Raw genomic sequence first — 24210 nt, 5'->3', positions numbered from 1 at the left:
ATTTAAAAGGATATTTTGGGGTTTAAAATTAGATAGTTGTATTTTCAATAATATAAATTGTTAAATCTATTTTTACCCAAATGACTATCTACCACTTAACTACTATTGTTGCATTATTCTTATTTGGATGGACTAACATTAATGCTCAGTCTACTAAAGAGTATTGTACACCACAACTCGATGCTTCTTCAGAGTGGATAGATCGTGTTATAGTAAATGGGAAAGTTATACAAACAGATCAACCTACTAATTATAATTATTCAAATGCCGAAACAATTCTATTGAAATTTGGAGCTGATTATTCTTTAAAATTAGTACCAGGATTTTATAATCTAAATTCATTTTATGAAGCATGGAGTGTATATATTGACTATAATAATGATGGTGACTTTAATGATAATAATGAGTTTATATTTTCTGTAAAACCAACAAAAGGAGCTATTGAAAAAAACTTTAAAATTAAAGAAAATGTTCTTGATGGTAGTTATAGAATGCGTATTGTTATGCAGTACAATAGTATACCTTATGAATGTGAAACATCTGGGTATGGAGCATGTAAAGATCTAGAGATTGAAATTAAAGGGGCATCTAATTTAACTTTAACTCCCCAAAAAATCACTAAATCAAGTGTTGTTTTAGAATCTAATGATTCTAGATCTTGGAAAGAGGTATTAATGTGGGATAATAATGGAAATGAACATATTTATACATTCAATGAAAAAGACAAAACAATTCTTGATTTAGAACCAAATACGATTTACTTTTTAAAAGGTAAACGTTACTCAGATAATAATTATTCAATCATAAGTTCTTTTATAACCTCAGAAACTGATTCATCGCATAAAATAATTGATGGGGGTACACTAAATTTATCAACACCTATAACTTTAACAGATGCAAGTGATTTTGGAGAGGTGTATTCAAATAATCTAAAAGATAAATATTCTATTCATTTAGAGAATGATTCTCTCGTTATAGGTATGAAAGTAAACTATTGTCAACTTCAAAATTATAAAGATTATTTAGTAGTATACAATTCACCAGAGTTTTCAAGCAATACATTAGACTACTTTTTAACAGGTGATTTAGATAAAGGAAAAACTTTTTTTACAAGCTCTTCTAGTGCTTACTTATATTTTTATACTAATTCATCAAAACAATATGAAGGTATCTCGTTGACTCTTTTTTCAGCTATTAAAAATGAAAATCAGCAATTTGAAATTGCTGAAATTACATCAAAGTCAGTTGAAATTGAATGGAAAAACAAGAATAAAGAAAAATATTTTTTAGAAGTGCAAAATGTTGCAAAAAATAAATTTTACGCATTTAACACTACTGATTCAACTATTGTGATAGATCAATTAGATAAAGAATCTATTTATAAGATTAAAATAAGAAAAGAAGGGTATGCATTTTCTCGGGAGAAAGAATTTTCGACAAAATCTGAAGCTCCTTTATTAAATTATATTTCAGATAACACAGATCAATCATTTATTACTAGTTGGGTATCACCAAAAACTGATTTTCATTTAGAAGTATATCAAGAAAATAATTTAATACATTCATTCTCCGTAAGTGAAAATGTATTTGAAGTTGTTGACTTAGAAAATGATACAAATTATAAAATAAGAGTAAGGTCGGATGATTCTGAATGGTCTGAATTTAAAGAAACGAGAACTTTAAATTCTGCAATTATAAATATGTCAACAGACACAATCAAACAAGAGCAATTTACTTATACAGATCCTAATGGCATAAATGGTCATTATCAGAATAACCAGTCAATACTTCAAGTAGTAAAGCCTCTTAATGAACATTATGTTGTTACTTTTCAGCCCATAGATTTTTATTTTGAGAATGGATATGACTTTTTAAAAATATATAATGGTCAAGATCAATTATTAGGGGTTCTTACAGGTAATTCAAGAGATCAACTTATGCACCAAATAATAAGCAACGATTCTACTGGACAGTTAAAGTTTTATTTTGAAAGTGATTACTCAAGTAATGGTTTAGGTTGGGAAGCTAATATTAAGTCTTTGAGAAGACCACCGAAAATAATAAATCAACAAAGTACGCAAAATTCGATTTTAATAGAATGGGAAAAGATATTTAGTACTGATCAATTTGAAGTAATTATTTATGATAATTTTGGCGTTTTAGATTCATTAATTACTAGTGATAATAAAATACTTTTTGATGAATTATTAGAGGATTATGAGTATTCTTATTCTGTAAGTCTTTTAAACGGTGCTGATGGAGAAAGAAAAAAAATATTAACAACAGCAACTCCTCCTATAATTGATAAAGTATATGAATATTCAACTTTAGTAGAATTGTTTTTTGAAGAAACTGATAAGGCTAGAAATAAAATAATTGAAGTATTTGAAAATGATAAATTGATATATAATATATTATCATCAAGTAATAGAATACAGCTATATGACTTAAATCCTAATGTTGAATATAAATTTAGAGCTAGGTATGTCAATTCATTATTTTCTGATTGGAAGTCATTTTATATTAATCAAAATAATATAAAAGAAAAGATAAGGTTATCAAAAACGGATACTGATCTTCAAAGGGTATTATCAGGTGAAATTGATATAATTTTTGAATCATCAAAATTAGAAGAAGACCCATATATTTATTTTAATCTTCAAGGATATAAGAATAAATATAATGTAGCAGATCAAAGTTCTAATTTCTTAGTATCAAAGTATAAGATGGTATGGAATGAAGGACTGAAATTTTACTTTTATAGATTAAGTCTAACAGAAATAAATGAGTTAATACCTAATACAGACTCATTAATAGGCTTAAATATTAAAATTCATAATAAAGAAATAAATTATCAAACTAATGAAAAACTACTACATTATCCATTTATGATTAACAATGTATCAGAGGTTTTTCAGGGTGATTCAATTTTAGAGTTAAATATCCAGAACTTGGATTTAGTGAAAGCTATTTTATTAAATGGTGACTCTATAAATTTTGATAAAATAAATACGAGTAAGGCTAAAATTATATTACCTGAATTATTAGCAACTACTAATCAAAAAATAACGATAATTAATGATGATTTTTATGATAAAATAAATTTTGATGTGAGTGGTGAGCTCAAATTGAATGTTCCAAATTATTCTATTTTAGAAAAAGAAAATAAGATTTATCTCCTATTAAATAAAGTATATGGATGTTCTAATTATGAGTTTATAATAAAAAATGAGTTTACACAAGATTCTGATACTATTAATTTTTCTAAACACGGAGAACATAAGTTAGCGGTACCTTTGTTAGAGACTAATTATAGTATTTATGGAAGGGCAGTTTATAACTCTATAAATAAATATTCTGAATGGGGTGAGATTATGCATTTTTATGCCCCAAGAATAACCTACCAAAACCCAGTTGTTCAAATAGATGCAGTAACAACAAATGCTATTATGTTAAGTTGGGATAAGATAAAAGATGCTGAGTTGTATCAAATAGATGTTTTATCAGCTGATTCTGTATATTCCTTAAATACGAATTCAACCACTTATAATCTTACAGAATTACTTGATAGTACAGTATATTCAATTAGAGTTTCAACAGTTTATAAAAATAACGAGAAGCAATTATCTACATATTTTAATGTGAATACATTGGCTATAGAAGAGGTAGAAGAAGAAGCTGAAGGAGAAACGGAAACTATTAAAGATGAAATATCAATACAATTAGATGCATTTACCGAAAATACTTACCAGATTTCATATAGCACAGATATTTTATATGATTCCCTTAAAATTGCAATTTGTGAAGATTCTTCTTTCAGTAAATCAACCTTTAGTTTTGAGGAGTATCATCAATCTGGTGCATTCAATTTAATTATAGACGCTGACAATAAACGTTATATAAGAGTAAAAGGATTAATAGCTGATCAAGAGAAAACAGAATGGTCTAATATTATAGTTGTGGAACCAGTAGTAACTAGTTTAGAAACAACTTTATTAAAACAGATATATTTGATAGGTTCTGATCCTTCATTAAAAATAGAGTATTTAAAAATATCAAAAACACCTGTGTCAGTTATTAAATTCTTGATTTACGACTCAAAAGCAACACTTATATCAGAAGGTATTTTGGAAAGTGATAAAATACCAATCAATAAAAATACTTTACAACAAGGAATGTATCATATAGTTTTAATTGAAAACAATAAGAAAACCCATTTATCATTTATAATTCAATAAAAACACTCATTATTAAGAGCTATTGTTCAAATCATCTATATAAAAGGAAATGAATTGATTAATTTTGCATCGATTTAGGAATATCTTCCTTATAACGAATGATTTAAAGTATATGAGTCTCATCAACGTAGATAAATTTGAACAACACCTTAAAGATAGTTTAGCAAATAACTCTTTTGTTAGAATTACATTATCAAATAAGCGTGTAAAAGAAAACGAATTACGTTCAATCAATGGTAAGTTGGTAGAACTGAAGAAAGGTTTGCATTTATCTTGTCTTTATAGATATCCAACAAAAGATATTACCAAAAATTATCCAGTAGCAGAGGTGGTTGAAAAGGTAATGAAATATCTAGAGAATGATTTCTTTAATGCAGATTTATATACATTAGAAGCTGATTATCATTTAATAATTTCTCCTACCAATTCTGCAAAATTACGTGTAAAGAAGGCGACTTCTAAGGAGAAGCCAAAATTGCAACACGATAAGCAAAAGAACAGAATAATAGGAACAAAAGATAATGTTTATTTACAAGAACTTGGGGTGACTACAAAAGAGTTCAAAGTAAAAAATAGCATGCAAGATAAGTACCGTCAGCTGAATAAATATGTTGAGATTATTGATGGTATTTTAAAGAATGTAGACTTTTCTGAAAATTACAATGTAGTTGATATGGGAGCCGGAAAAGGTTATCTAACTTTTGCATTGTACGATTATCTTACAAATGTTGTAAAACAGAAGCCTCATGTAACTGGGGTTGAAATGCGTAAAGAATTAGTTGAAAAGTGTAATGGTATTGCAGAAAAATCTGATTTTGAAGGCTTAGACTTTAAAGAAGGTACCATTAAAGATGTAGCTCTGCCAGGTATTGATTTATTAATTGCACTTCATGCATGTGATACAGCTACGGATGATGCAATTTATAGAGGAATTAAAGCACAATCTAAAGTAATTGTTTGTGCACCATGTTGCCATAAACAAATTAGAAAGCAGATTAATCCAGAAGATAGCTTAAGTAAAATTACTCAATTTGGTATTTTAAAAGAACGCCAAGCAGAATTACTTACTGATGGTATTCGTGCGTTAATTATGGAAGCTTATGGTTATAAAACTAAAGTTTTTGAGTTTATCACAACGGAACATACTCCAAAGAATGTTTTAGTTGTTGGTGTACAAGATGAGGTACGAGATACGCCTAAAGAAGATGTTCTTGCTCAGATTAATGAGATTAAAAAGATTCATGGAATCAATGAACATCATTTAGAAAATTTATTGGGGATGAATTAATTTCATATCATTCAATAAATACATTAAATTTGTTTAAACGATTTTAGCATTTGATAAAACGCTGTCTGAATTGATTCAGCATTGAAAAAGCTAAAACATAAACAGGATACGTTTTTGAAAAAAGAATTTCACCATACTAAAGATAATAAAGCCCCAAGAGCAGTCTTGATTGGGCTTGCACTTAAAGATCAAACTGTAGAGAAAGCACAGGAGTATTTAGACGAATTGGCTTTTTTAGCAAGTACTTTAGGTATAGAAACAGTTAAAACGTTTATTCAACGTTTAGATACGCCAGATAAAAAGACGTTTGTGGGTAAAGGAAAGCTAGAAGAAATTCTAACTTTTGTACAAGCAGAGGGAATTGATACCATTATCTTTGATGATGACCTTTCGTCTGCACACGCAAGAAACTTAGATAGAGAAGTAGAAGATTTAATGATTATTGATAGATCATTATTAATTCTTCAAATATTTGCCATGAGAGCAAAATCATCTCAGGCGATTACTCAGGTAGAGCTTGCTCAATATCAATATATGTTACCTCGACTTACGAACCTATGGACGCACCACTCGAGACAAAGAGGTGGAGTAGGTATGAAAGGTCCTGGTGAAACAGAACTAGAAACGGATAAGCGTATTATTCGTGATAAAATCAGTTTATTACGTAAGAAGTTAAAGAAGATTGAAACACAATCGGATTTAAGAAGAAAAGGACGTGATAAGCAAGTTCGTGTAGCACTTGTTGGGTATACCAATGTAGGTAAATCAACAATTATGAAACGACTGAGTAAAGCAGACGTTTTTGCAGAAAATAAACTCTTTGCAACAGTAGATTCAACAGTAAGGAAGATTACAATGAACAATGTTCCTTTCTTAATGACAGATACTGTAGGTTTTATTCGAAAGTTACCTACAACTCTTATAGAAAGTTTTAAATCTACTTTAGATGAGATTGTTGAAGCAGATATATTAATACATGTTGTAGATGTATCTCATGAGTCTTTTGAAGAACATGTAGACGTAGTAAACAAAACATTAGTAGAAATTAAAGCTACTGATAAACCTACTTTGTTGGTATTTAATAAAGTAGATAATTTTGTTGATAAAGAATATCCTCCGTTCGAGGATCACCCTCCTGCAACATTAGCAGAATGGAAAGAGAGTTATTTAGCCAAAGACAATAATAGTATTTTTATATCAGCGGCTAAAGAAGAAGGTATCGAAGAATTAAAACTTAAAATCTTTGAACTAGTATCTGATAAGTTTTATAAAATTTATCCAAATCATCATTCCTTTGCTTATAATCAGCTTTGGATGAATCAAGGTGGAGACTGGGCTGAAAAATTCGGAGAAGCTTCTGATACAGAGGAAGACGAAGATTAAGTACAAAAGAGACGTAGATAAACATTTACGTCTCTTTTTAGATTATATCATTATCATGTTAAAATATTTACTGATTACTTTACTATCTGTTCTATTCAGTTGTTCTAGACCTAACTCTGACACTCAAAATTTGGCAGACATTGAGGCAATATTACTTACCCAAGAAGCTGCATGGAATACAGCAGATTTAGAAGGTTTTATGAATGGTTACCTACATTCTGATAGCTTACTTTTTATTGGAAAAAGTGGTGTTACAAAAGAATGGGATTCGACTTTAAAGAACTACATTAAAGGTTACCCAGATCAAAAAGCAATGGGGAAACTAAAGTTCACAATACTTAAGAAAGAGATCTTGGCTGATAATGTTGCTATGGTTATAGGCAAATGGCACCTAACTAGAGAAGCAGGAAACTTAGAAGGCCACTTTTCCTTAATTTGGAAAAAGGTTGATGGACAGTGGGTAATAATTGCAGATCACTCAAGTTAAAAAAACATATACAAATGAAATTAGATATATTAGTTATTTGTGCACATCCAGATGATGCTGAATTAAGCTGTTCTGGTACACTCATTAAAGCTATTCAACAAGGTAAAAAGGTTGGAGTAGTTGATCTTACTAAAGGTGAAATGGGCACAAGAGGAACACCCGAACTAAGAATGGAAGAGGCCGAAAATGCTTCTAAAATAATGGGATTGGCTGTACGTGATAACTTAGGGTTTGCGGATTTCTTCTTTAAAAATGATGCAGAACATCAAAAAGAAGTTTCTAGAATAATTCGAAAATATCAGCCTGAATTAATAATAACGAACGCACCAGAGGATAGGCACCCAGATCATGGTAAAGGAGCAAGGTTAGTATTGGATGCTTGTTTTATGAGTGGTTTAAGAAAAATTATCACTATTGAAAATGGTATAGAACAAGAACCTTGGCGACCAAAGAATGTATTTCATATGATACAATCCAATTTCTTAATGCCAGATTTTGTTGTGGATGTTACCTCAGAATGGGAAACTAAAGTGGAAGCGATAAAAGCATTTGGTTCTCAGTTCTTTGTTGGAGAAAATGCAGATGCAGCTCCCGGCGAACCTCAAACATTTATTTCTACTCCTCAGTTTATGCAGTTTTTAGAAGCAAGAGCAAGAGAGTATGGACAAAGAGTAAATGCTCAATTTGCAGAAGGTTTTATAAAATCAGCTCCAATAAAAGTTGATGACTTAATGCAACTTATTTAAACAATTGTATTGAATAATTAGTTCTTTTAAGTTAAATTATAGTTTAGTTAATTAATAAAGTGACTGTATTTAACACTCTATTTACGTTGATTTAGATAAAAAGTCGTTTTTGTTAGTGTAAAAAAAATAAAAATTCTTACTTTTGCTATTGAGGAAAAATGCACCTAATTAAATTATGCAGCGTCTAGAATCTTCTATAAAAAATTTGTTGCTCCAACAAGATAAAAAAGCTTTAGAAGGGTTTTGCCCTTATCATAGAAAGCGTATTGCTTCTTCTGTATCAGATGCAAAAGAAGAAGTACGTAAATTATTTATGAATTTTGTGGACGGTGAACTTGATAGGTTTAAAAAACAATTATCAGAAGAGGCTAGAGTAACTGTAGCAGGTATTGCAGAAGGTTATGTAAACCAAGTGTTACAGCTTTTAGAAACTCAAGTTAGTAATGGTACTACTAATTTTACTACAGAAGAACTAGTTAATGGTTTAGTAAGAATCTTTAATGTTGAAGATTGTCCAGCTTTCCAAAAAAAGAAATAGATCACTTATTAAATAGTGAATGAAAACTCTAGCAGAAATGGTAGAGTTTTTTTTTGTCTTCACCTTTTTTTTGATCAAAAATTCAACAATGACTTTTATTTAAACATTAAAGTGTTTATATTTGAATCATCAAGATAATCAATTATTAGACGCATGAGAACAATACTAAAAGGAATTTTAAGTGATGTAAGACATGAAGGAAACAAGACCCTTGCTACTTTAATATCTGAAAATGGAAATGATACTTTATTAGTATTAAAGCCAATAGGAGTTAAAATTCTTAAGGGTTATGCAGAAAGATCTTATACTGTTAGAGTAAAAGGATGGATGCAAGAAGAGATACATCAAAGTTTTCATGTGACAAACCTTACAGGTTATCTAAAGGTTGCTAGTTAGAAGTAAATAGGGAATTGTTTATTATTTAGTCATCCAAAGTAAGTAATAAATTATTAAATATATAAAAGATAAGTAGTATGTCTTAGGGGATAAGAATATTACACTTAAAATAGAAAAAGCGGCTCATGTTATGACGCCGCTTTTCTTGTATTACTAATATTATTTTTATAATCTAAAGGTAACACCAAATTGCCCACCAGAAACGGTGCCTCCTCCAAATTGTAAGTTTAGACCTATAAAGTCATTAATAAACCATCTACCACCAACTTGAATACCTCCGCCGAAGCCAGTACTGTTATTACTGTAGCCGTAGAAGCCAACATTAGCACCGGCATATACATCCCATTCAGATGTTAGATTTAATAATCTATTAAAATGATAGTTACCTAATGCAGATAGCGTCCAGGCGTTATGGTTTTTATCATCCCATTTATTGTGAAATGAAAATACACCACCAACAGAAATATCAGGATGCAGCCCATTATATTCTGCTCCAAGGTAAAAGGGAATTCCATGATTACTAAATCCAAAACCAGCATTTAAATACCATGCGTGACCTGAAGAATAATTAGCACCACCACTTTTTGAAGAAGTTTGAGATGTAGTATTTGTAGATTTTTTATTGCTTGTATCTTGTGCATTTAAATGAACCGAATACAGTAATCCTAGGGACAGTAGTACTGTATATCTGAATAGTTTCTTAGTCATATTTCTATTTTAAAATTAAAAACAGACAAATTTATACTTCAGACAAGTAGTTTAGTTAATGTTAAGTGGTAAAGTATTATAAAAAAACAGTCAACTCATAAAAATAAGTTGACTGAATAAGAGTATTAATTATTGAATAGTTCTTATAATCCGAAGTGGATACCAATTTGAGCACCACTACCAATAATAAGTTGTAAACCAATTTTTTCGTTAAAGTGGAATTTACCACCTATACCAATCCCTAGCCATAATGCAGAATAACTTGTTGCATTCTGACCGTCAGGAACGTTATTGCCATTTATATTAAATCCAATATCGCCATTAGCAAATACATCCCATTTTGGGTGAGTAATATTTAGTACTCTATCTGCATACCATCTAAAACGTGCTCCTAGACCAATGTTGTAGTAGTTGTAATTATTATTCTTCCATGAAGAATAACTAACGGAAGGTCCAACAGTAAAATCTCTTGCAAGGTTAAACTCATAATCGGCTTGGAAAGCAAGAGAACCACTGTGACTCCAATAGGTTACTAATCCTAAATTAAGATTGTTGACACCTGCATAATTACCACTGCCAGCACTTTTTCCTCCACCACTTTTTTTGTTGTCATCATTTTGCCCATAGGAAGAAAGAGAAGCTCCTATAAGCATTAAAAGAAATAAGATATAGTTAATTTTTGTCTTCATAAATAAACGTAGTTAAGGATTAATTAATGGTTTTACTCAATTAATATACAATGAACTTACGTATGTTAATGATTAATAATAAAATAATCTTATTACTTCAAAATTTTTTCTTGAAACTGTACAACTACATATTTTAAATAAAAAAAAGCATACCCATTTAATAATGAATATGCTTTTTTACTAAAGTAATTTTTTACTAGAATTGGAAAGTAACACCAAGTTGTGCACCAGAACCAATAATTGCTTGTAAACCGAATGATTCGCTGATGTGGAATTTACCACCGATACCAACACCCCACCATAAACCGTTAGGTCCATTAATGTTGAATCCGATATCACCATTAGCAAATACATCCCATTTAGGGTGAGTGATGTTTAACACTCTGTCTGCATACCATCTAAAACGAGCACCAATTGCAAAAGAAGTATCTCCATTAGAATTTTCTCCACTTGACCATGATTGAAATGCTACAGAAGCACCTACTGTAAAGTCTTGCCCTAATTTAGCAATCTCGTAGTCTGCTTGAACGCCTAAGTATTTACCAAATCCGGAAGTTAAACCAACGTTTAACGTTTTAGGTCCTTGATAATTTGCACCACCACCTTTAGATGTTTGAGCAAAAGCAGAAGACGTTAAGAAAATAAATCCTAAAGTTAAGATTAGATTGAATAGATTTTTCATTATGAAAGGTTGAGTTATTTTTTATTAGTAATACAAACATACATAATATCTAAGATTTAACATATATTTATTTTAATAAAAATTAACCATATTCATAGAGTGTCTTGTCTATTAGGTTGTTACAATCTAAATGTTACTCCAAAATTACCACCTGTATATTGTGATCCACCTCCAAATTGCAAGTTTAAGCCAATAACGTCTGTTATAAACCATCTACCACCAATTTGTAAACCGATACCCATTCCAGAATTGTAATAAGCCCATTCATCATGAAAATGGTCATCTTTCTCTTTATAATTGTAATAACCAATATTAAGGCCAGCGTAGAAATCAAAATTATTAGGAATATTCATAATACGATTAAAATGGTAGTTACCATTAAAAGAAATATTCCACGATCTATAATCATGGTAATGATCTTTATGTGCTCTACTCCAATTACGAATACCAAATGAACCACCTAAAGAGATATCGGGGTGAACATCATTGTAGTCAAAACCAATATAGAAAGGTACTCCATGTCCACTAAAACCAACTCCAGTATTAATATAGAAAGCTGAACTGTTTGAGTAGTTATTTGATTTTTTGTTGTACTTAGGCTTTTGTGCAAAAGCTAAAGAACTAATTAGCATTATTCCTAAGATAGAAATACTTTTGATAGTGAATCCTTTGTTAAACATTACTTGTTTGTTAAGTAGTAAAAATAATTGCGACGCAATATAATTGACTTTGTTTAATAAAGTGATATTGGAGGCTACAGAAATTTATTTTATAATTATAACAATATACATAGTTAAGTTAGTAGTGATAGTTTAGGAATAAAAAGGTTTTTTAATATAAAAAGATCCACCTAAAGCAATACGCCTTAGGTGGATCTTACGGATTTAATTTTCTGTATTATAAACCAAAAGTAACACCAAATTGAGCTCCTGTACCTATGATTGCATGTAAGCCAATTTTATCATTAATATGGTATTTACCACCAATACCAATTCCCCAATAAATAGGCGATACATTATTTCCTCCATGGTTTTCATAACCATCATTATAGTTTGTACTAGATATACCAAAACCAACATCTCCAGATGCAAAAACGTCCCATTTCTTATTTGTAATACCTAAAACTCTATCAGCATACCATCTAAATCTCACCCCTAAACCAATAGTACTATACTTTGCATAAGAAGAAGACCATCCATAGTAAGACACAGCAGCTGCTAATGTAAAATCTTGTCCTAAGTTCATAAACTCATAGTCAGCCATAATACCGGTACTTCCATTATTAAAGCCAACTCCTAAACCAACATTCAATTGACCTTTTCCTTTATAATATTCTTCTGAAGAAGATTGAGATTCTTGAGCAAACCCTAAAGTTGCAAGACATAAAAAGATAGCTGTAAATAGAATATTTTTTAAATTTTTCATAGTTATAATATAGTAGTATAAATTATTAAATTGATTGCCATTTTGTGGCTACAGGAATATATAACGGCACCTTATGTTTAAGGTTGAACATAAGTTATATTTCTTAGTTAATGACTGTTTATAGTTAAGTTGTTGATAATTAGATGGTTAATTCTATTGATCTATGTTAATTTTTTAAGTGATTTTACAGAAAAGAATAAAAAAAAGGCACTCATTTGAGCACCTTATAGTATTCTTTTCAAGAAAAATGTTATTGCATTCCTTTAAATGTTCTCACAAGTTTATTTGAAAACAAGAAATCTTTTAACGCTTTTGGTTCTGCATCAAGAATTGTATCCTTATTGCCTTCCCAAACTTTATTACCTTCAAACATGAACATGATATATTCCCCTATTTCCATTACAGAGTTCATATCATGAGACACAATAACAGTAGTTAAGTTGTATTCTAAAGTAATTTCATGTATCAATTGATCTATCATCCAAGCAGTTTGTGGATCCAAACCTGAATTGGGCTCATCACAGAATAAATATTGAGAGTTCATTACAATAGCTCTTGCAATACCTACACGTTTTTGCATACCTCCACTAATTTCGGAAGGCATTTTATTTGCCGCATTTTCTAAACCAACCCTTTTTAAGTAAAAATTGACTTTATCGTCTTTTTCACTTTCGGATAAATCTGAATGTATATTTAACGGAAACCTAACATTTTCAGCAACTGTCATAGAGTCAAAAAGTGCACTACCTTGAAATAGCATACCAATCTCTCTTCTTATTTGTTTTTGCATTTGATGTGTGGAAGAATGAAATTCTCTACCATCATACAAAACAGAACCACTATCTGGGCTAAATAGACCTACTATGGTTTTTAATAATACACTTTTACCTGTACCACTAGCGCCAATAATCATGTTTGTTCTTCCTTTTTCAAAAGTTGCACTTATATCATTAAGTACAATTTTACCTTGAAAGGATTTACGGATATTTTTAACTTCAATCATAGTTTAGCTCAATAAAGTATCTGCAAGTATAAAATCGGCAGCTAAAATAGCAATACAAGAAGTTGTAACTGCTTCTGTACTAGCTAAACCAACTTCAAGTGCTCCGCCTTTCACGTTATATCCTTTAAAAGCAGAAATTGAAGTAACTATAAATCCAAAAACGAAAGATTTAATTATTGCGAACCATATTTCGAAGGGTATAAAAGTATTCTGAATACCGTATATATAATCTTCAGTAGGAGATAAGTTTCCAAAAATTGTAGCTAACCAACCTCCCCAAATTCCAAGGGAACCGGCCATGATACATAAAAATGGTAGCATAATCATTCCTGCTAGTATCTTAGGTAAAACTAAGTAAGAGGCTGAGTTGATACCCATTACCTCTAATGCGTCAATTTGCTCGGTAATACGCATAGTACCTATTCCTCCTGAAATTTGTGAACCAACTTTTCCAGCAAAAACAATTGCAGAAAGTGTTGGAGCCATTTCAAGAATCATCATTTCTCTAGTAGCTAAGCCGATAATATACTTTGGAAGTAGCGGACTAACAATATTATAAGCCATTTGTAAAGCAATTACAGCTCCTACAAAAAGAGATACAAACCCAATTAAAAAAATGGAATTGATACCTATACTTATACACTCTTGAAAAAATAATCGAAAATATGTACTAAAAGATTCTCTATTTGAGAACATCTTGTGTAAAAAGAGTAAATATTCTCCAAGACGTTTCACCATATCTATCTCATTTTCTATTAAAAAATAATATAAATCAGTTTGATTTAAACATACAAATATAAAGAAGTTAACCGCATTACATACTTTTTATCAGAATATCTAATATTGATAACTTCTCAACCTAATGTATTTTACTACTGATCTTTTAAAAGCCGTAAAAATTAGTTGTAAAAAGAGCCAATACTTTGTGTAGTATATTGGCTCTTTTTTTAAAATATTGAATAGATGTAATAACAATAAACAGATAATAATAATGCACCCTCCCATCTGTTTAGATCCTTACCTAAAAACATTAATGGTATAGTCAGAAATGTGATGCCTAACATCCACACCATATCATAATTATGTATCGTGTCACTAATATTGATAGGAGTTACCATACTTGTAATACCTAAAATTGATAAGATATTAAATATGTTTGATCCCATTAAATTACCTAATGCTAAATCAGTTTCCTTTTTAAATGCTGCAACTGCAGAAGTAACCAACTCTGGTAAACTTGTACCTAAAGCAAGGACTAAGATACCTACTATTCTTTCATCCAATTCTAATTGTACTAAGCAGATAGATTTAGCTCCATCAATAAACCACTCGGCACCAAATTTTAAAGCAATGATACCTGTAATGATATAGGCAACATCTTTTGCCCAAGTTAAAATTGTATTGTTACCATCTTCCTCTTCGTCTAACTGAAATTCTTCTTCTGCTGTAGCTTGTAATTTGATGTCAGATTTTGTCCTTTTAAATAAAATCAATAAATAAGTTATTAATAATAAAAACAGAACGAGCCCTTCATCGAATGAAATAACGGAATCAAAAGTAATAAGAAATAATACTACTGATGCTCCCATTGCTACAGGCCAATCAAACTTTAATGTAGTATCGCTTACTTTTATAGGATAAATAATAGCTGTTATTCCTAATACCATACCTAAGTTACAGATATTAGATCCAACCACATTACCAATTGCCAAATCTGCATTTCCATCTAATGCAGATTGAAGACTTATAAAAAGTTCTGGGGCTGAAGTACCAAAAGCAACTATTGTTAAGCCAACAATTATAGCTGGTATTTTAAGTCGTAAAGCCATGTTGGTCGCTCCTTTTACAAGGAGTTCGCCACCACCAATTAATACAACCAAACCACCAATCAGCTCAAGAATGTTGATTATGAGTTTATTTTCCATAATGTAAGTTTTACTAACACGTAATTGTTAGTGTTTTCAGAGTAGAGTAGTTAGAAGAGTAGATAAAAAAATATCTTTAGAGTTTTTCGCCAAAGCATAAATCTCCAGCATCACCTAAACCAGGAATAATATAAGATTTTGAATTGAGTTCAGCATCAACAGCTCCAAGCCATATACTAGCTTCTACAGGTATATTATTTTTTACGTAGTCTACACCATCTTGACTTGCAATTGCAGCCATTATGTGAACATGCTTAGGTGTTCCATTTTTTAGTAGACCTTCTAAAGCTAGCAATAATGATTTTCCTGTAGCTAACATAGGATCAGCAAGAATAACAATTTTACCATCTAGGTTTCCAGAAGCAACATATTCCATGTTTATTTCTACTTCATCTTCTCCAGTGCTTGATCTATAAGAAGCAACAAAGCCGCTATCAGCATGATCAAAAATATTTAGTACACCTTCATACATTGGAAGACCAGCACGTAATATTGTTGTAACAACCAATTTATCAGTAATTACTCTAGATTTAGCAACTCCTAGTGGTGTTGTAATATCAGCATCTTGATAATCTAATGTTTTACTGATTTCAAAACTTAATAATTCACCTATACGTTCTAAATTTCTTCTAAATCTAGCTCTGTCAGTTTGAATACTTGGGTCTCTTAGTTCATTTAAATAATTAGAAGCAACATTTGCCTCTTGGTTTAGAATAAATACTTTTGACATTATCTTATTTCTTTATATTAATATGGTGTACTTTGTCTTATAAAGAATAACCTAAATTATTCTCAAAGCGTCATACTTTATTATATTTTTCGCTATGGAAAACTAATTAACTTTTTACGCAATTGGTAACTTATTGAGTGAATACCTTTTAATTTAATGAGTACTTCTTAAATAATTATATAGTCCTATAGTTAAAGTAATAAAAGGAGTATTCTCTCTATTTATAATTTACTAAAATGTAAAGTATAAAAAAAAAGCAAACATCATTCGATATTTGCCTTTTCCAACCAATTCAATTATTTAAACTTTATCTTTACATGTAGTGATAAATCACTCATGAATTTTTCATTGTTATACATTCCCAATGTGCCAAAATATATCCTATTAACTTAAGTTGTTGATATAGTGTGATTTATGGTTTTTGGTGTTTTTTCAGAGTGTTCGAATTTGAACGCAAAAAGTGTCGAGTGTACGATTTAAGTTCAAATTTGTTATTTCAAACGGTTGTTTTCATTATTAATCCCAGAATTAAGTGTTTTATCTATCTGCCAATCAGGTTCAGCAACAATAGTTTCAATATTTTCTAGGCGTTGTTTCAATTCTAAATTCTCAATCTGTAGTTGTTTGAGGTCATTTTCAATTTTCTTAGTATTACTTTTTCCATTTTTATTTCTTGCACTTGTCAGAATTGCAATAATTGGAATAGATAATGCCATCAGTGGTATAAGAACCCAAGATTCCATAGTAGTTAATTTAATAGTTGATAATCAACTGTTTGCGATTTATTTAATTTTAAAAGCTTTTGCTCCTGTCAATAAACGATGGATAGTATCATCTGTAAGAGGGCTTGGTAATTGACTACCACCTCCAAGTAACTTACCTTGTTTAGATATAATATAATACCCCGGAATTTCTTTTTGATTAAAGTGTTCGGAAACGAAACAACTTTTACATTTTGGGTAGACAAGAGGTAAATGAACATTTTTTCCTTTTAATCCATTCTTATCTTTAAATGCTAACCATTGTTCTTTTATATCACCTACTACATAAAGAAATTCAATATCATTTTTATCATAGAATTGCCTTTGTAGTTCTTTTACCTTTTGAACCTCATTAGAAAAATTGATATCCCATGATGCTGCAAAAATTATAAAAATCACTTTTCCATAAAGTGACTCTTTTGTAATTATATAGTCTTCTTCAAGGCCAAAACTTTGCAATTGAAAGTCAATTTTCATAGGGTCTTGCCCTTTACTTTCGTTATTGTTTATGTAAATAAAAAGTAGAGAGAGAAAGAGTATTTTAGTTACTTTATTCATATTTCTATTTTTTACATAAACCCAAATGGTTTATTATTTTGTTTTTTCTTTGATTTCTTTTGCTCAGTTTCATGGCCTAGCATATAATCTAAGCCTGCAGGTGGTATTGCAAATTCTACATCTAATTCATTCGCTGTTTTTATTACACTACGAATAATTTCATGTCTAAAATGTAATTCGTCGCCCCATGTTGGAGCTTCAAAGAAGATGTAGAATAATATATCATACGAGTAAAGCCCGATATTATTTAGATTTACTACATAAAAGTCTTTACGAGTGTGGGGGTGATTACGTATTAATTCCTTTAAACGGTCAACAAATTCATCTAACTGGTCAGGTTTTGTATCATAACTTACACGGAGTGTTGTTTTGTACCTTCTAAAAATACGCATCCCCATATTATCAATAGTAAAATCTGCCATTCTACTATTTGGAATAGAAACTACTGAGTTTTCGAAAGTTCTGATTCTTGTTGAACGAAGACCAATTTGTTCTACTGATCCACTTACTCCATCAGCTTTAACCCAATCACCAATAATAAAAGGTCGGTCCATAAAAATCATTATCGACCCAAAAAGGTTTCTAATAGTATCCTGAGCAGCTAAGGCAACAGCAACACCACCAATTGATAAACCAGTAAGTAAGCCTGTAATATCAAAACCTAATGCACTTACAGTAAATACTAAGCCAATAATTATGATGAATAATTTAGCTGACATTCCAAAAAATGGAGCAAATCCTCTTTGAATTTGATCTTCTTTTTCATTTGCTTTTTTAAGCCAGAAAGCAACCCATAAATCTATTAAATTATAGAAAAAGCGAACAACTTGGAATATACTATAGACTTTTAAGCCAGTAATTAAAAATTGTAACTCATGTATTGAAAGTTCTAAACTTGGTGATATCAGTTTATAATAATAACAGATTATTACAATCATTGCAGAACGTAACATACCTCTTGCATACTGCCTTTCATTCTTACTGTTCGGCACCCAGCTGAGTAGCCAAAGAACTAAGTTAGATACAAGTATTATTATTAGCCAAGCACTAATTACCATAATTGTAATACTGGTAATTTGCCAAAGTTCAAGTCCTAAAACTTCATCTCTAGCATAAGCTCCTAAAGGTTTTCTTAAAATGCTACCTACGGATTCTAGCCCTTCTGTTCCAATAGGAAATACTTGTCTATGTTTGTTCTCAATTAATAGAATACTAGATTCTGAGAACATCCATTTGTTTTTATATTTTTCTAAATAAAAATCAGGAAGTTGTTTATCTAAAACATAAATTTCTTTGTTGTGTCTTAGAGTATCTCTAAAGTTTTTATCTTCAGGAATTTCTTCTATTTCAATCCAAAGTCCCATTCCATCATAGATTTGTTTTAACTTCATGGCTAAAGCAATTCTATCTTCTAAAGATACTGTTACAGATTCTAGCGCTTTTGCTGCTATTTCTGGATGGTAATTATCGTCTTGTTGAAAAGCAAAAAATGTTGTGACTGTTGCTTTAGGTGAACTTAAATCAAATTTAGGGACAGATACTTTTATAACAGGTTTCTGTTTTGGTGGAGCAGGTTTATTAATAGTAACCGTTTTTCCAGAAGAATCTGTTTGAGTAATTTGGATAGAATCTGGTTTAGACTTGTCAGGTTTTGGTTTTCTAGGTGGTAAAGCGGCAGGGTAATATCTTCTGAATACAGTATTAATTTCCCTTACAGATTTAGGCGAATACACCCAATTTGCATCTTCTCTAATTAAATAAATTTCAGGAATATCTTCAAAAATGGTATAGATATAGTCACCATCTTCATTTCTGTAATTTCTTCTATTAGAAATATCGTCTAAGTCTAAATTACCATGTTTATCGTAAATTTGTTTTAGCTTAATGGCTAAACCTATTTTTTGCTCAATAGTATAATCATCTCCGCCAAGAGTTTTAGCAGCAACTTCTGGGTTGTACACACCAGAAGATGGGTTGAGATAGCCAATGTGAGAAACAATGGTTTTGTATGGAGATTTGGTACTAAATTTTAAATTTGTAAACTGAGCTTGTACCGAAATAGAGAATAAAAGAAATAGCATTAGAAAATTAATGCTTACTTTTTTTGATGTACTAGATTTTTTTAAAAAATACATATATGTCAAATACGCCCTTAGTGACAGTAATTTGTTTGAGTTATAACCATGAAAACTTTATTGACGACGCAATTGGTTCTATCGCCAAACAGACTTATTACAATATAGAAATTATTATTATAGATGATGCTAGTAAAGATCAATCTGTAGGTAAAATTAAGTCCTCTCTGCAAAAATACAATTTAACTTCTACATTTCTTAAATTAACTGATAACATTGGAAATTGTAAAGCATTTAATAAGGGTTTAGAAAAAGCGAATGGTAAATACATTATTGATTTTGCTTTAGATGATGTTTTATTACCAAATAGAGTACAAGATGATGTTACTTTTTTTGAATCCTTAACTACAGATTTTGGGGCGATTTTTTCTGATGCGGGAAACATAGATACCAAAGGGAATAGAACAAAAGATAGTTTTTATAATCGAAATATGAATGGAGAATTGTTATTTCCAATTAAATCAGGTGATTTATACGAGAGAATATTACAAAATCCACCTTTATTTCCCGCACCAACAATTACATTTAGAGGTTTACATTTAAAAGAGCTTGGAGGCTATGATGAGTCTCTCGCTTATGAAGATTATGATATTTGGATAAGACTTTCTAGAAAGTATAAAGTTGCTTTTTATGATACTCTAACTACACTAAAACGTGATGTGCCTTCGTCTTTATCAAAACATTTTTATAAAGTTAGAGGTAACGCTCTTCTGAGATCTACATTAAAAATTTGTATAAAAGCCAGAGAATTAAATAAAACAAAGAAAGAGAATCAGGCTTTAAATAGGTCTATTAAATACCATATGCGTATGGCTTTTTTTACTGAAAATTTTTATACTTCAAAAGGGTTTGCTAGTCTATTAAATAGAAATAATGCTTTAAGTTTAATTGATAAATGTATTGTATTAGCGGCAAGATTTCATATTCCATTAGCTAAACTCTATAAATTTTATCAAGTAAAAAGATAGTATTAAAAAAGAGGATAACATTTGTGTTAGTACTTAAGAAGATAAAATTTTCTACTTTTGTAAAATGAACATTAAACAGACGACAAACCTACTAATCTTTTTTATAATGTTAGTATTTACATCTTGCGGTCCATCTTCAGAAGATCTTACAAACCAAGGCAAGAAAAAGTTATCAGTCAATAAATTTAAGGAGGCAATTTCATTATTTGATGCAGCAATAAAGGAAGACGCAAATAATATGGATGCCTACAATTCTAGAGGGTATGCTCAAATGGCTTTACAAGAATATAGTAAAGCAAATAGTGATTTTACCAAAGCAATAGAAATTTATGTAGAGACAGAAGAAGACGTTCCAAATGCTTATAGATTCTATTATAATAGAGGAAATGTAAAACGTTTTCAGAATGATAATAAAGGTGCTGTTATTGATTACACACAAGCCATTCAATTAGATGCTACTATTTATGATATTTATTTAAATAGAGGATTAGCAAATGCTGAAGTAGAAGGTTTTACTGCTTCTGTTCAAGATTTTGATAAAGCAATTGATTTGGCAAATGGATCAGATAAGCGTATCTTTTTACATAAAGCTAGAATATTGATGTTGTCAAAACAATTTGACCTAGCTATTGCTTCTTTAGATAAAGCAATTGCATTAGACCCAAACTATGGAGAAGCATATTATTATAAAGCACTTAGCTTAAGTGGAAAAGTAGGTAAAGCAGATGAAAAAGTATGTAAAATGCTAGCAATGTCTGAATCTTTAGGCTACACAGAAGCTTCTGCAGCATTAGCAAAATACTGTAACTAAAACAGTCATAGATGAACCCTCAAGAAAGTTTTAAAATTTTTGCATTAGAAGATAGCCCCGTTTTCTCTAAAATGCTCTACTACATTTTGTCTATGGATGACGAACATGAAGTAGTGATGTTCACAGAAGGAAAACAGTTATTACTTGCATTAGAAAATGAAAAACCTTCTGTAATTACGGTCGATTATTCTTTACCTGATATGACCGGAGAAGAGGTAATTCAGAAAATATCTGCTCGACTTCCAAACGTCCCTGTAATTGTAATTTCTGGACAAACAGATGTACAAACCGCTGTAACTTTGTTTAAATACGGTGTGTATGATTACATAACAAAAGAAGAAGACATAAGAGAACGCTTGTTGAATGCACTTAACAAGATAAAAACGAGGCAATCTTTAGAAGTAGAGGTTGCCACTTTAAGACAAGAATTATCAAGTAAGTACGAGTTTGATAAGTCGATTATTGGAAACAGTAAATCGATGAAAAAAGTATTTACAATGTTGCATAAAACAGTAAATAATAATATTACTGTATCTATTACTGGAGAGACCGGAACAGGTAAAGAAGTAATAGCAAAAGCAATTCATTACAATTCTACCAGACAGAACAAACCTTTTATAGCTGTAAACATTGCTGCAATTCCGACTCCATTGCTAGAAAGTGAACTTTTTGGCCATGAAAAAGGAGCTTTTACAGGTGCAATTGCAAAGCGTGTTGGAAAGTTTGAAGAAGCAAATGGAGGTACTATTTTTCTTGATGAAATAGGAGAAATGGACATCAGTCTTCAGGCTAAATTACTGCGTGTTATTCAAGAACGAGAAGTAGTAAGGATTGGAGGAAGTAGTATTGTAAAATTAGACGTTCGTATAATAACAGCAACACACAGAGATCTCTCTAAAGAAATGAAAGAACATCGTTTCAGAGAAGATTTATACTATAGATTACTAGGTTTACCCATTTATTTGCCTCCTTTAAGGGAGAGAGATAACGATGTGATCTTATTGGCAAAGCATTTGTTAAAACAATTTAGTAAGGAAAATGCAATTGATAAAATTCAAATTTCACCTGAGGCGAATTATAAATTATTAGACTATCATTTTCCTGGAAATATTAGAGAACTTAAAGCAATTATAGAGCTGGCCGCAGTAATGTGCGATGATAATGTAATTACTGCAGATGATATTCAATTAACAGGATCTTCTGATGTAGAATCAATATTATCAAAAGAAATGACATTGAAAGAATATAATTTTGAAATAATCCGTAGATTTCTAAAAAGATATGATGATAATGTTGCTTCTGTCGCAAAAAAATTAGATGTTGGAAAGGTAACTATCTATCGTTACTTAAAAGAAATGGATCAATATTAACTACTTTAGCCAATTCATAATTTATGTAATTGTGAATCACACACAGCAATGGAGAAAACAAGAGTTGATTTATCTTACCTAGAGACTTTTACAGGAGGGGATAATACATTAATTACAGAAATGATGGAGCGTTTTTTAATCGATGCCCCAGAACAACTCAATGAAATTACAGAGAGTATTCAGGCGGAAGATTGGAAATATGCTTATAAGAGGTTACATAACTTCAAGTCATCTGTTAACTTTTTAGCTATTCAGTCCATTAAAGACTTAGTGTTAGAAATGGAGAAGATGGCAAAAGAAGAAAGAAATGTAACAGCTTTACCCGAGAAGTACGAACTTTTATCTGGTGAATGTGAGTTACTCATGGAAGAAATACGAACGAGAATTTAATAGAAAAGGGTTGAAATGAACTAAATCATTTCAACCCTTTTTAATTATGAAATCTGATGAGGTAATATCTCAGTTATAGAATTCTCATCAATAGCTTTACCATAAAAAGCAGAAAGTTTAGCATGGTTATTTTTTTCTAATTGAAGTAATACATCTCGTTCTTCATTTAAATAATTCCACACTATTGTATGTTCTGCTGTAATAATATCCCCTTCGGCCATATCAAATTTATGTCCCTTTTTAGTAACATCTTTATAGAATCGATGCCCTTTAAAATATAGAATATTAGGAGGCGTTCCAAATTGCTGAATTTTCTTTTCTATTTCTGGATCTACTTGATAGATATTTGTTTTTGCTTTCCATTCTACTTTTTTAAATAATCCTTCATTCGTAAAAGAAAGAACTTGCTCTTCAAGATCTGCAATACATCTAAATTGCCTTTGGCTAGATTCGTTATCTACATCAAATTGATACTCAGAAATTACCTGCCAAGTTGTTCCGTTTAAATCAAATAGAAAACCAGGTTTTAAGTGATCAATTGTTGCTTGAGTTGGATCAAACTCAGGAATATTTAATGTTTTTGGTGTTCGTATAGCCTGAGCTTTTTGAGGTCGAGGAGGAGTAATATCAATTTTATACTTCTCGGCAATATCTTTAAATACCTCTACAGCAACTCTACGATTAAAGTCAACCATATCACTCGGAATAGTGAATAACATTACGAGCCACCAGATACCAAACCCTCCTCCAGAAATCCAAAATAGAAATTGCTGAAACCATTTACCGGCATAGCCAAGTGAAAATGGAACTGGAAAAAAGTGAGCAAGATACATTATAAGAGTTGAACGTTTACAGGATCGAAATTCTGTAATAAACTCATACTGTGCTTTCTCTGGTAGTTCTTTTAGTTTGATAGCTAGTGAGTAGGGTAAGTACTCAACATAGCGTTTTGGTACAATTAATTTTGACATCTAGATAA

The 24210-nt window shown here is 30.5% G+C and carries 24 protein-coding genes; 11 read left to right on the top strand and 13 right to left on the bottom strand.

What is annotated here, in order from left to right; translation table 11 throughout:
• Positions 1–80: 80 nt before the first annotated feature.
• The 7 genes from KM029_RS09295 to KM029_RS09265 all read left to right on the top strand — a co-directional run bounded on the left by KM029_RS09295 (position 81) and on the right by KM029_RS09265 (position 9076).
• Positions 81–4238, top strand: a complete 4158-nt coding sequence (locus KM029_RS09295) for a fibronectin type III domain-containing protein (protein WP_144073026.1) — start codon at positions 81–83, stop codon at positions 4236–4238.
• Between the two features lie 112 nt (positions 4239–4350).
• A complete protein-coding gene (locus KM029_RS09290; RefSeq protein ID WP_144073025.1) occupies positions 4351–5526 on the top strand; it encodes a class I SAM-dependent methyltransferase in 1176 nt (391 codons plus the stop codon).
• Between the two features lie 114 nt (positions 5527–5640).
• On the top strand, positions 5641–6909 hold the full coding sequence (hflX, locus tag KM029_RS09285) for a GTPase HflX (RefSeq protein WP_144073024.1): 1269 nt from the start codon (positions 5641–5643) through the stop codon (positions 6907–6909).
• A gap of 55 nt (positions 6910–6964) precedes the next feature.
• A complete protein-coding gene (locus KM029_RS09280) occupies positions 6965–7396 on the top strand; it encodes a YybH family protein (RefSeq protein ID WP_144073023.1) in 432 nt (143 codons plus the stop codon).
• 14 nt (positions 7397–7410) lie between these two features.
• Complete coding sequence (gene bshB1 / locus KM029_RS09275) at positions 7411–8142, top strand: bacillithiol biosynthesis deacetylase BshB1 (RefSeq protein ID WP_144073022.1); 732 nt, start codon at positions 7411–7413, stop codon at positions 8140–8142.
• 175 nt (positions 8143–8317) lie between these two features.
• Positions 8318–8680 (top strand): hypothetical protein, encoded by a 363-nt coding sequence (locus tag KM029_RS09270; protein WP_144073021.1) that lies wholly within the window; start codon positions 8318–8320, stop codon positions 8678–8680.
• A gap of 153 nt (positions 8681–8833) precedes the next feature.
• A complete protein-coding gene (locus tag KM029_RS09265) occupies positions 8834–9076 on the top strand; it encodes a hypothetical protein (protein WP_144073020.1) in 243 nt (80 codons plus the stop codon).
• A 165-nt stretch (positions 9077–9241) separates the two neighbouring features.
• Here the strand turns inward: KM029_RS09265 and KM029_RS09260 are convergent, their stop codons facing one another.
• The 12 genes from KM029_RS09260 to KM029_RS09205 all read right to left on the bottom strand — a co-directional run bounded on the left by KM029_RS09260 (position 9242) and on the right by KM029_RS09205 (position 19638).
• Positions 9242–9784 carry a hypothetical protein gene (locus KM029_RS09260; protein WP_144073019.1) on the bottom strand — a complete coding sequence of 181 codons (543 nt, stop codon included), beginning with the start codon at positions 9782–9784 and terminating at the stop codon, positions 9242–9244.
• 143 nt (positions 9785–9927) lie between these two features.
• Positions 9928–10473, bottom strand: coding sequence for a hypothetical protein (locus tag KM029_RS09255; RefSeq protein ID WP_144073018.1), 546 nt, complete (start codon positions 10471–10473; stop codon positions 9928–9930).
• Positions 10474–10669: 196 nt separating this feature from the next.
• Entirely contained in the window at positions 10670–11155 is a 486-nt protein-coding gene (locus KM029_RS09250; RefSeq protein ID WP_144073017.1) for a hypothetical protein, read from the bottom strand.
• A gap of 119 nt (positions 11156–11274) precedes the next feature.
• Positions 11275–11835, bottom strand: a complete 561-nt coding sequence (locus KM029_RS09245) for a hypothetical protein (protein ID WP_144073016.1) — start codon at positions 11833–11835, stop codon at positions 11275–11277.
• Positions 11836–12052: 217 nt separating this feature from the next.
• Entirely contained in the window at positions 12053–12580 is a 528-nt protein-coding gene (locus KM029_RS09240; protein WP_144073015.1) for a hypothetical protein, read from the bottom strand.
• A gap of 250 nt (positions 12581–12830) precedes the next feature.
• Entirely contained in the window at positions 12831–13583 is a 753-nt protein-coding gene (locus tag KM029_RS09235) for an ABC transporter ATP-binding protein (RefSeq protein ID WP_144073014.1), read from the bottom strand.
• Positions 13584–13586: 3 nt separating this feature from the next.
• Complete coding sequence (locus tag KM029_RS09230) at positions 13587–14318, bottom strand: MlaE family ABC transporter permease (protein WP_144075679.1); 732 nt, start codon at positions 14316–14318, stop codon at positions 13587–13589.
• A gap of 212 nt (positions 14319–14530) precedes the next feature.
• Positions 14531–15508 carry a calcium/sodium antiporter gene (locus KM029_RS09225; protein ID WP_144073013.1) on the bottom strand — a complete coding sequence of 326 codons (978 nt, stop codon included), beginning with the start codon at positions 15506–15508 and terminating at the stop codon, positions 14531–14533.
• 76 nt (positions 15509–15584) lie between these two features.
• Positions 15585–16238: a uracil phosphoribosyltransferase gene (upp, locus tag KM029_RS09220; RefSeq protein ID WP_144073012.1), complete on the bottom strand. Its 654-nt coding sequence runs from the start codon at positions 16236–16238 to the stop codon at positions 15585–15587.
• 491 nt (positions 16239–16729) lie between these two features.
• Positions 16730–16981 (bottom strand): hypothetical protein, encoded by a 252-nt coding sequence (locus tag KM029_RS09215; RefSeq protein ID WP_144073011.1) that lies wholly within the window; start codon positions 16979–16981, stop codon positions 16730–16732.
• 39 nt (positions 16982–17020) lie between these two features.
• The gene (locus tag KM029_RS09210; RefSeq protein ID WP_144073010.1) at positions 17021–17557 is read right to left on the bottom strand and encodes a TlpA family protein disulfide reductase; all 537 of its coding nucleotides are present in this window, start codon (positions 17555–17557) and stop codon (positions 17021–17023) included.
• An 11-nt stretch (positions 17558–17568) separates the two neighbouring features.
• Positions 17569–19638, bottom strand: a complete 2070-nt coding sequence (locus KM029_RS09205; RefSeq protein ID WP_158631013.1) for a mechanosensitive ion channel family protein — start codon at positions 19636–19638, stop codon at positions 17569–17571.
• A 56-nt stretch (positions 19639–19694) separates the two neighbouring features.
• Here KM029_RS09205 and KM029_RS09200 point away from each other — a divergent pair, with 56 nt between their 5' ends.
• The 4 genes from KM029_RS09200 to KM029_RS09185 all read left to right on the top strand — a co-directional run bounded on the left by KM029_RS09200 (position 19695) and on the right by KM029_RS09185 (position 23231).
• Positions 19695–20660 (top strand): glycosyltransferase, encoded by a 966-nt coding sequence (locus KM029_RS09200; protein WP_144073008.1) that lies wholly within the window; start codon positions 19695–19697, stop codon positions 20658–20660.
• Positions 20661–20766: 106 nt separating this feature from the next.
• Positions 20767–21471, top strand: a complete 705-nt coding sequence (locus tag KM029_RS09195) for a tetratricopeptide repeat protein (RefSeq protein WP_158631012.1) — start codon at positions 20767–20769, stop codon at positions 21469–21471.
• Positions 21472–21482: 11 nt separating this feature from the next.
• Complete coding sequence (locus tag KM029_RS09190) at positions 21483–22841, top strand: sigma-54-dependent transcriptional regulator (RefSeq protein ID WP_144073006.1); 1359 nt, start codon at positions 21483–21485, stop codon at positions 22839–22841.
• Between the two features lie 48 nt (positions 22842–22889).
• On the top strand, positions 22890–23231 hold the full coding sequence (locus tag KM029_RS09185) for an Hpt domain-containing protein (RefSeq protein ID WP_144073005.1): 342 nt from the start codon (positions 22890–22892) through the stop codon (positions 23229–23231).
• A 44-nt stretch (positions 23232–23275) separates the two neighbouring features.
• On the opposite strand, the gene KM029_RS09180 is transcribed toward KM029_RS09185, so the two are convergent.
• Positions 23276–24202 carry a TM2 domain-containing protein gene (locus tag KM029_RS09180; protein WP_144073004.1) on the bottom strand — a complete coding sequence of 309 codons (927 nt, stop codon included), beginning with the start codon at positions 24200–24202 and terminating at the stop codon, positions 23276–23278.
• Positions 24203–24210 lie beyond the last annotated feature (8 nt).

The sequence above is a fragment of the Flammeovirga kamogawensis genome, assembly GCF_018736065.1.
Taxonomy (GTDB): Bacteria; Bacteroidota; Bacteroidia; order Cytophagales; family Flammeovirgaceae; genus Flammeovirga; species Flammeovirga kamogawensis.
The sequence above is the reverse complement of the archived record's forward strand: the minus strand, read 5'-3'. Positions and strand labels throughout refer to the sequence as shown.

Excerpts from the sequence above, each read along its gene's own strand:
- KM029_RS09295 (WP_144073026.1), top strand. The coding sequence starts at position 81 with ATGACTATCTACCACTTAACTACTATTGTTGCATTATTCTTATTTGGA.
- KM029_RS09290 (WP_144073025.1), top strand. The coding sequence starts at position 4,351 with ATGAGTCTCATCAACGTAGATAAATTTGAACAACACCTTAAAGATAGT.
- KM029_RS09280 (WP_144073023.1), top strand. The coding sequence starts at position 6,965 with ATGTTAAAATATTTACTGATTACTTTACTATCTGTTCTATTCAGTTGT.
- bshB1 (WP_144073022.1), top strand. The coding sequence starts at position 7,411 with ATGAAATTAGATATATTAGTTATTTGTGCACATCCAGATGATGCTGAA.
- KM029_RS09270 (WP_144073021.1), top strand. The coding sequence starts at position 8,318 with ATGCAGCGTCTAGAATCTTCTATAAAAAATTTGTTGCTCCAACAAGAT.
- KM029_RS09265 (WP_144073020.1), top strand. The coding sequence starts at position 8,834 with ATGAGAACAATACTAAAAGGAATTTTAAGTGATGTAAGACATGAAGGA.
- KM029_RS09260 (WP_144073019.1), bottom strand. The coding sequence starts at position 9,784 with ATGACTAAGAAACTATTCAGATATACAGTACTACTGTCCCTAGGATTA.
- KM029_RS09255 (WP_144073018.1), bottom strand. The coding sequence starts at position 10,473 with ATGAAGACAAAAATTAACTATATCTTATTTCTTTTAATGCTTATAGGA.
- KM029_RS09250 (WP_144073017.1), bottom strand. The coding sequence starts at position 11,155 with ATGAAAAATCTATTCAATCTAATCTTAACTTTAGGATTTATTTTCTTA.
- KM029_RS09245 (WP_144073016.1), bottom strand. The coding sequence starts at position 11,835 with ATGTTTAACAAAGGATTCACTATCAAAAGTATTTCTATCTTAGGAATA.
- KM029_RS09240 (WP_144073015.1), bottom strand. The coding sequence starts at position 12,580 with ATGAAAAATTTAAAAAATATTCTATTTACAGCTATCTTTTTATGTCTT.
- KM029_RS09235 (WP_144073014.1), bottom strand. The coding sequence starts at position 13,583 with ATGATTGAAGTTAAAAATATCCGTAAATCCTTTCAAGGTAAAATTGTA.
- KM029_RS09225 (WP_144073013.1), bottom strand. The coding sequence starts at position 15,508 with ATGGAAAATAAACTCATAATCAACATTCTTGAGCTGATTGGTGGTTTG.
- upp (WP_144073012.1), bottom strand. The coding sequence starts at position 16,238 with ATGTCAAAAGTATTTATTCTAAACCAAGAGGCAAATGTTGCTTCTAAT.
- KM029_RS09215 (WP_144073011.1), bottom strand. The coding sequence starts at position 16,981 with ATGGAATCTTGGGTTCTTATACCACTGATGGCATTATCTATTCCAATT.
- KM029_RS09210 (WP_144073010.1), bottom strand. The coding sequence starts at position 17,557 with ATGAATAAAGTAACTAAAATACTCTTTCTCTCTCTACTTTTTATTTAC.
- KM029_RS09205 (WP_158631013.1), bottom strand. The coding sequence starts at position 19,638 with ATGCTATTTCTTTTATTCTCTATTTCGGTACAAGCTCAGTTTACAAAT.
- KM029_RS09200 (WP_144073008.1), top strand. The coding sequence starts at position 19,695 with ATGTCAAATACGCCCTTAGTGACAGTAATTTGTTTGAGTTATAACCAT.
- KM029_RS09195 (WP_158631012.1), top strand. The coding sequence starts at position 20,767 with ATGTTAGTATTTACATCTTGCGGTCCATCTTCAGAAGATCTTACAAAC.
- KM029_RS09190 (WP_144073006.1), top strand. The coding sequence starts at position 21,483 with ATGAACCCTCAAGAAAGTTTTAAAATTTTTGCATTAGAAGATAGCCCC.
- KM029_RS09185 (WP_144073005.1), top strand. The coding sequence starts at position 22,890 with ATGGAGAAAACAAGAGTTGATTTATCTTACCTAGAGACTTTTACAGGA.
- KM029_RS09180 (WP_144073004.1), bottom strand. The coding sequence starts at position 24,202 with ATGTCAAAATTAATTGTACCAAAACGCTATGTTGAGTACTTACCCTAC.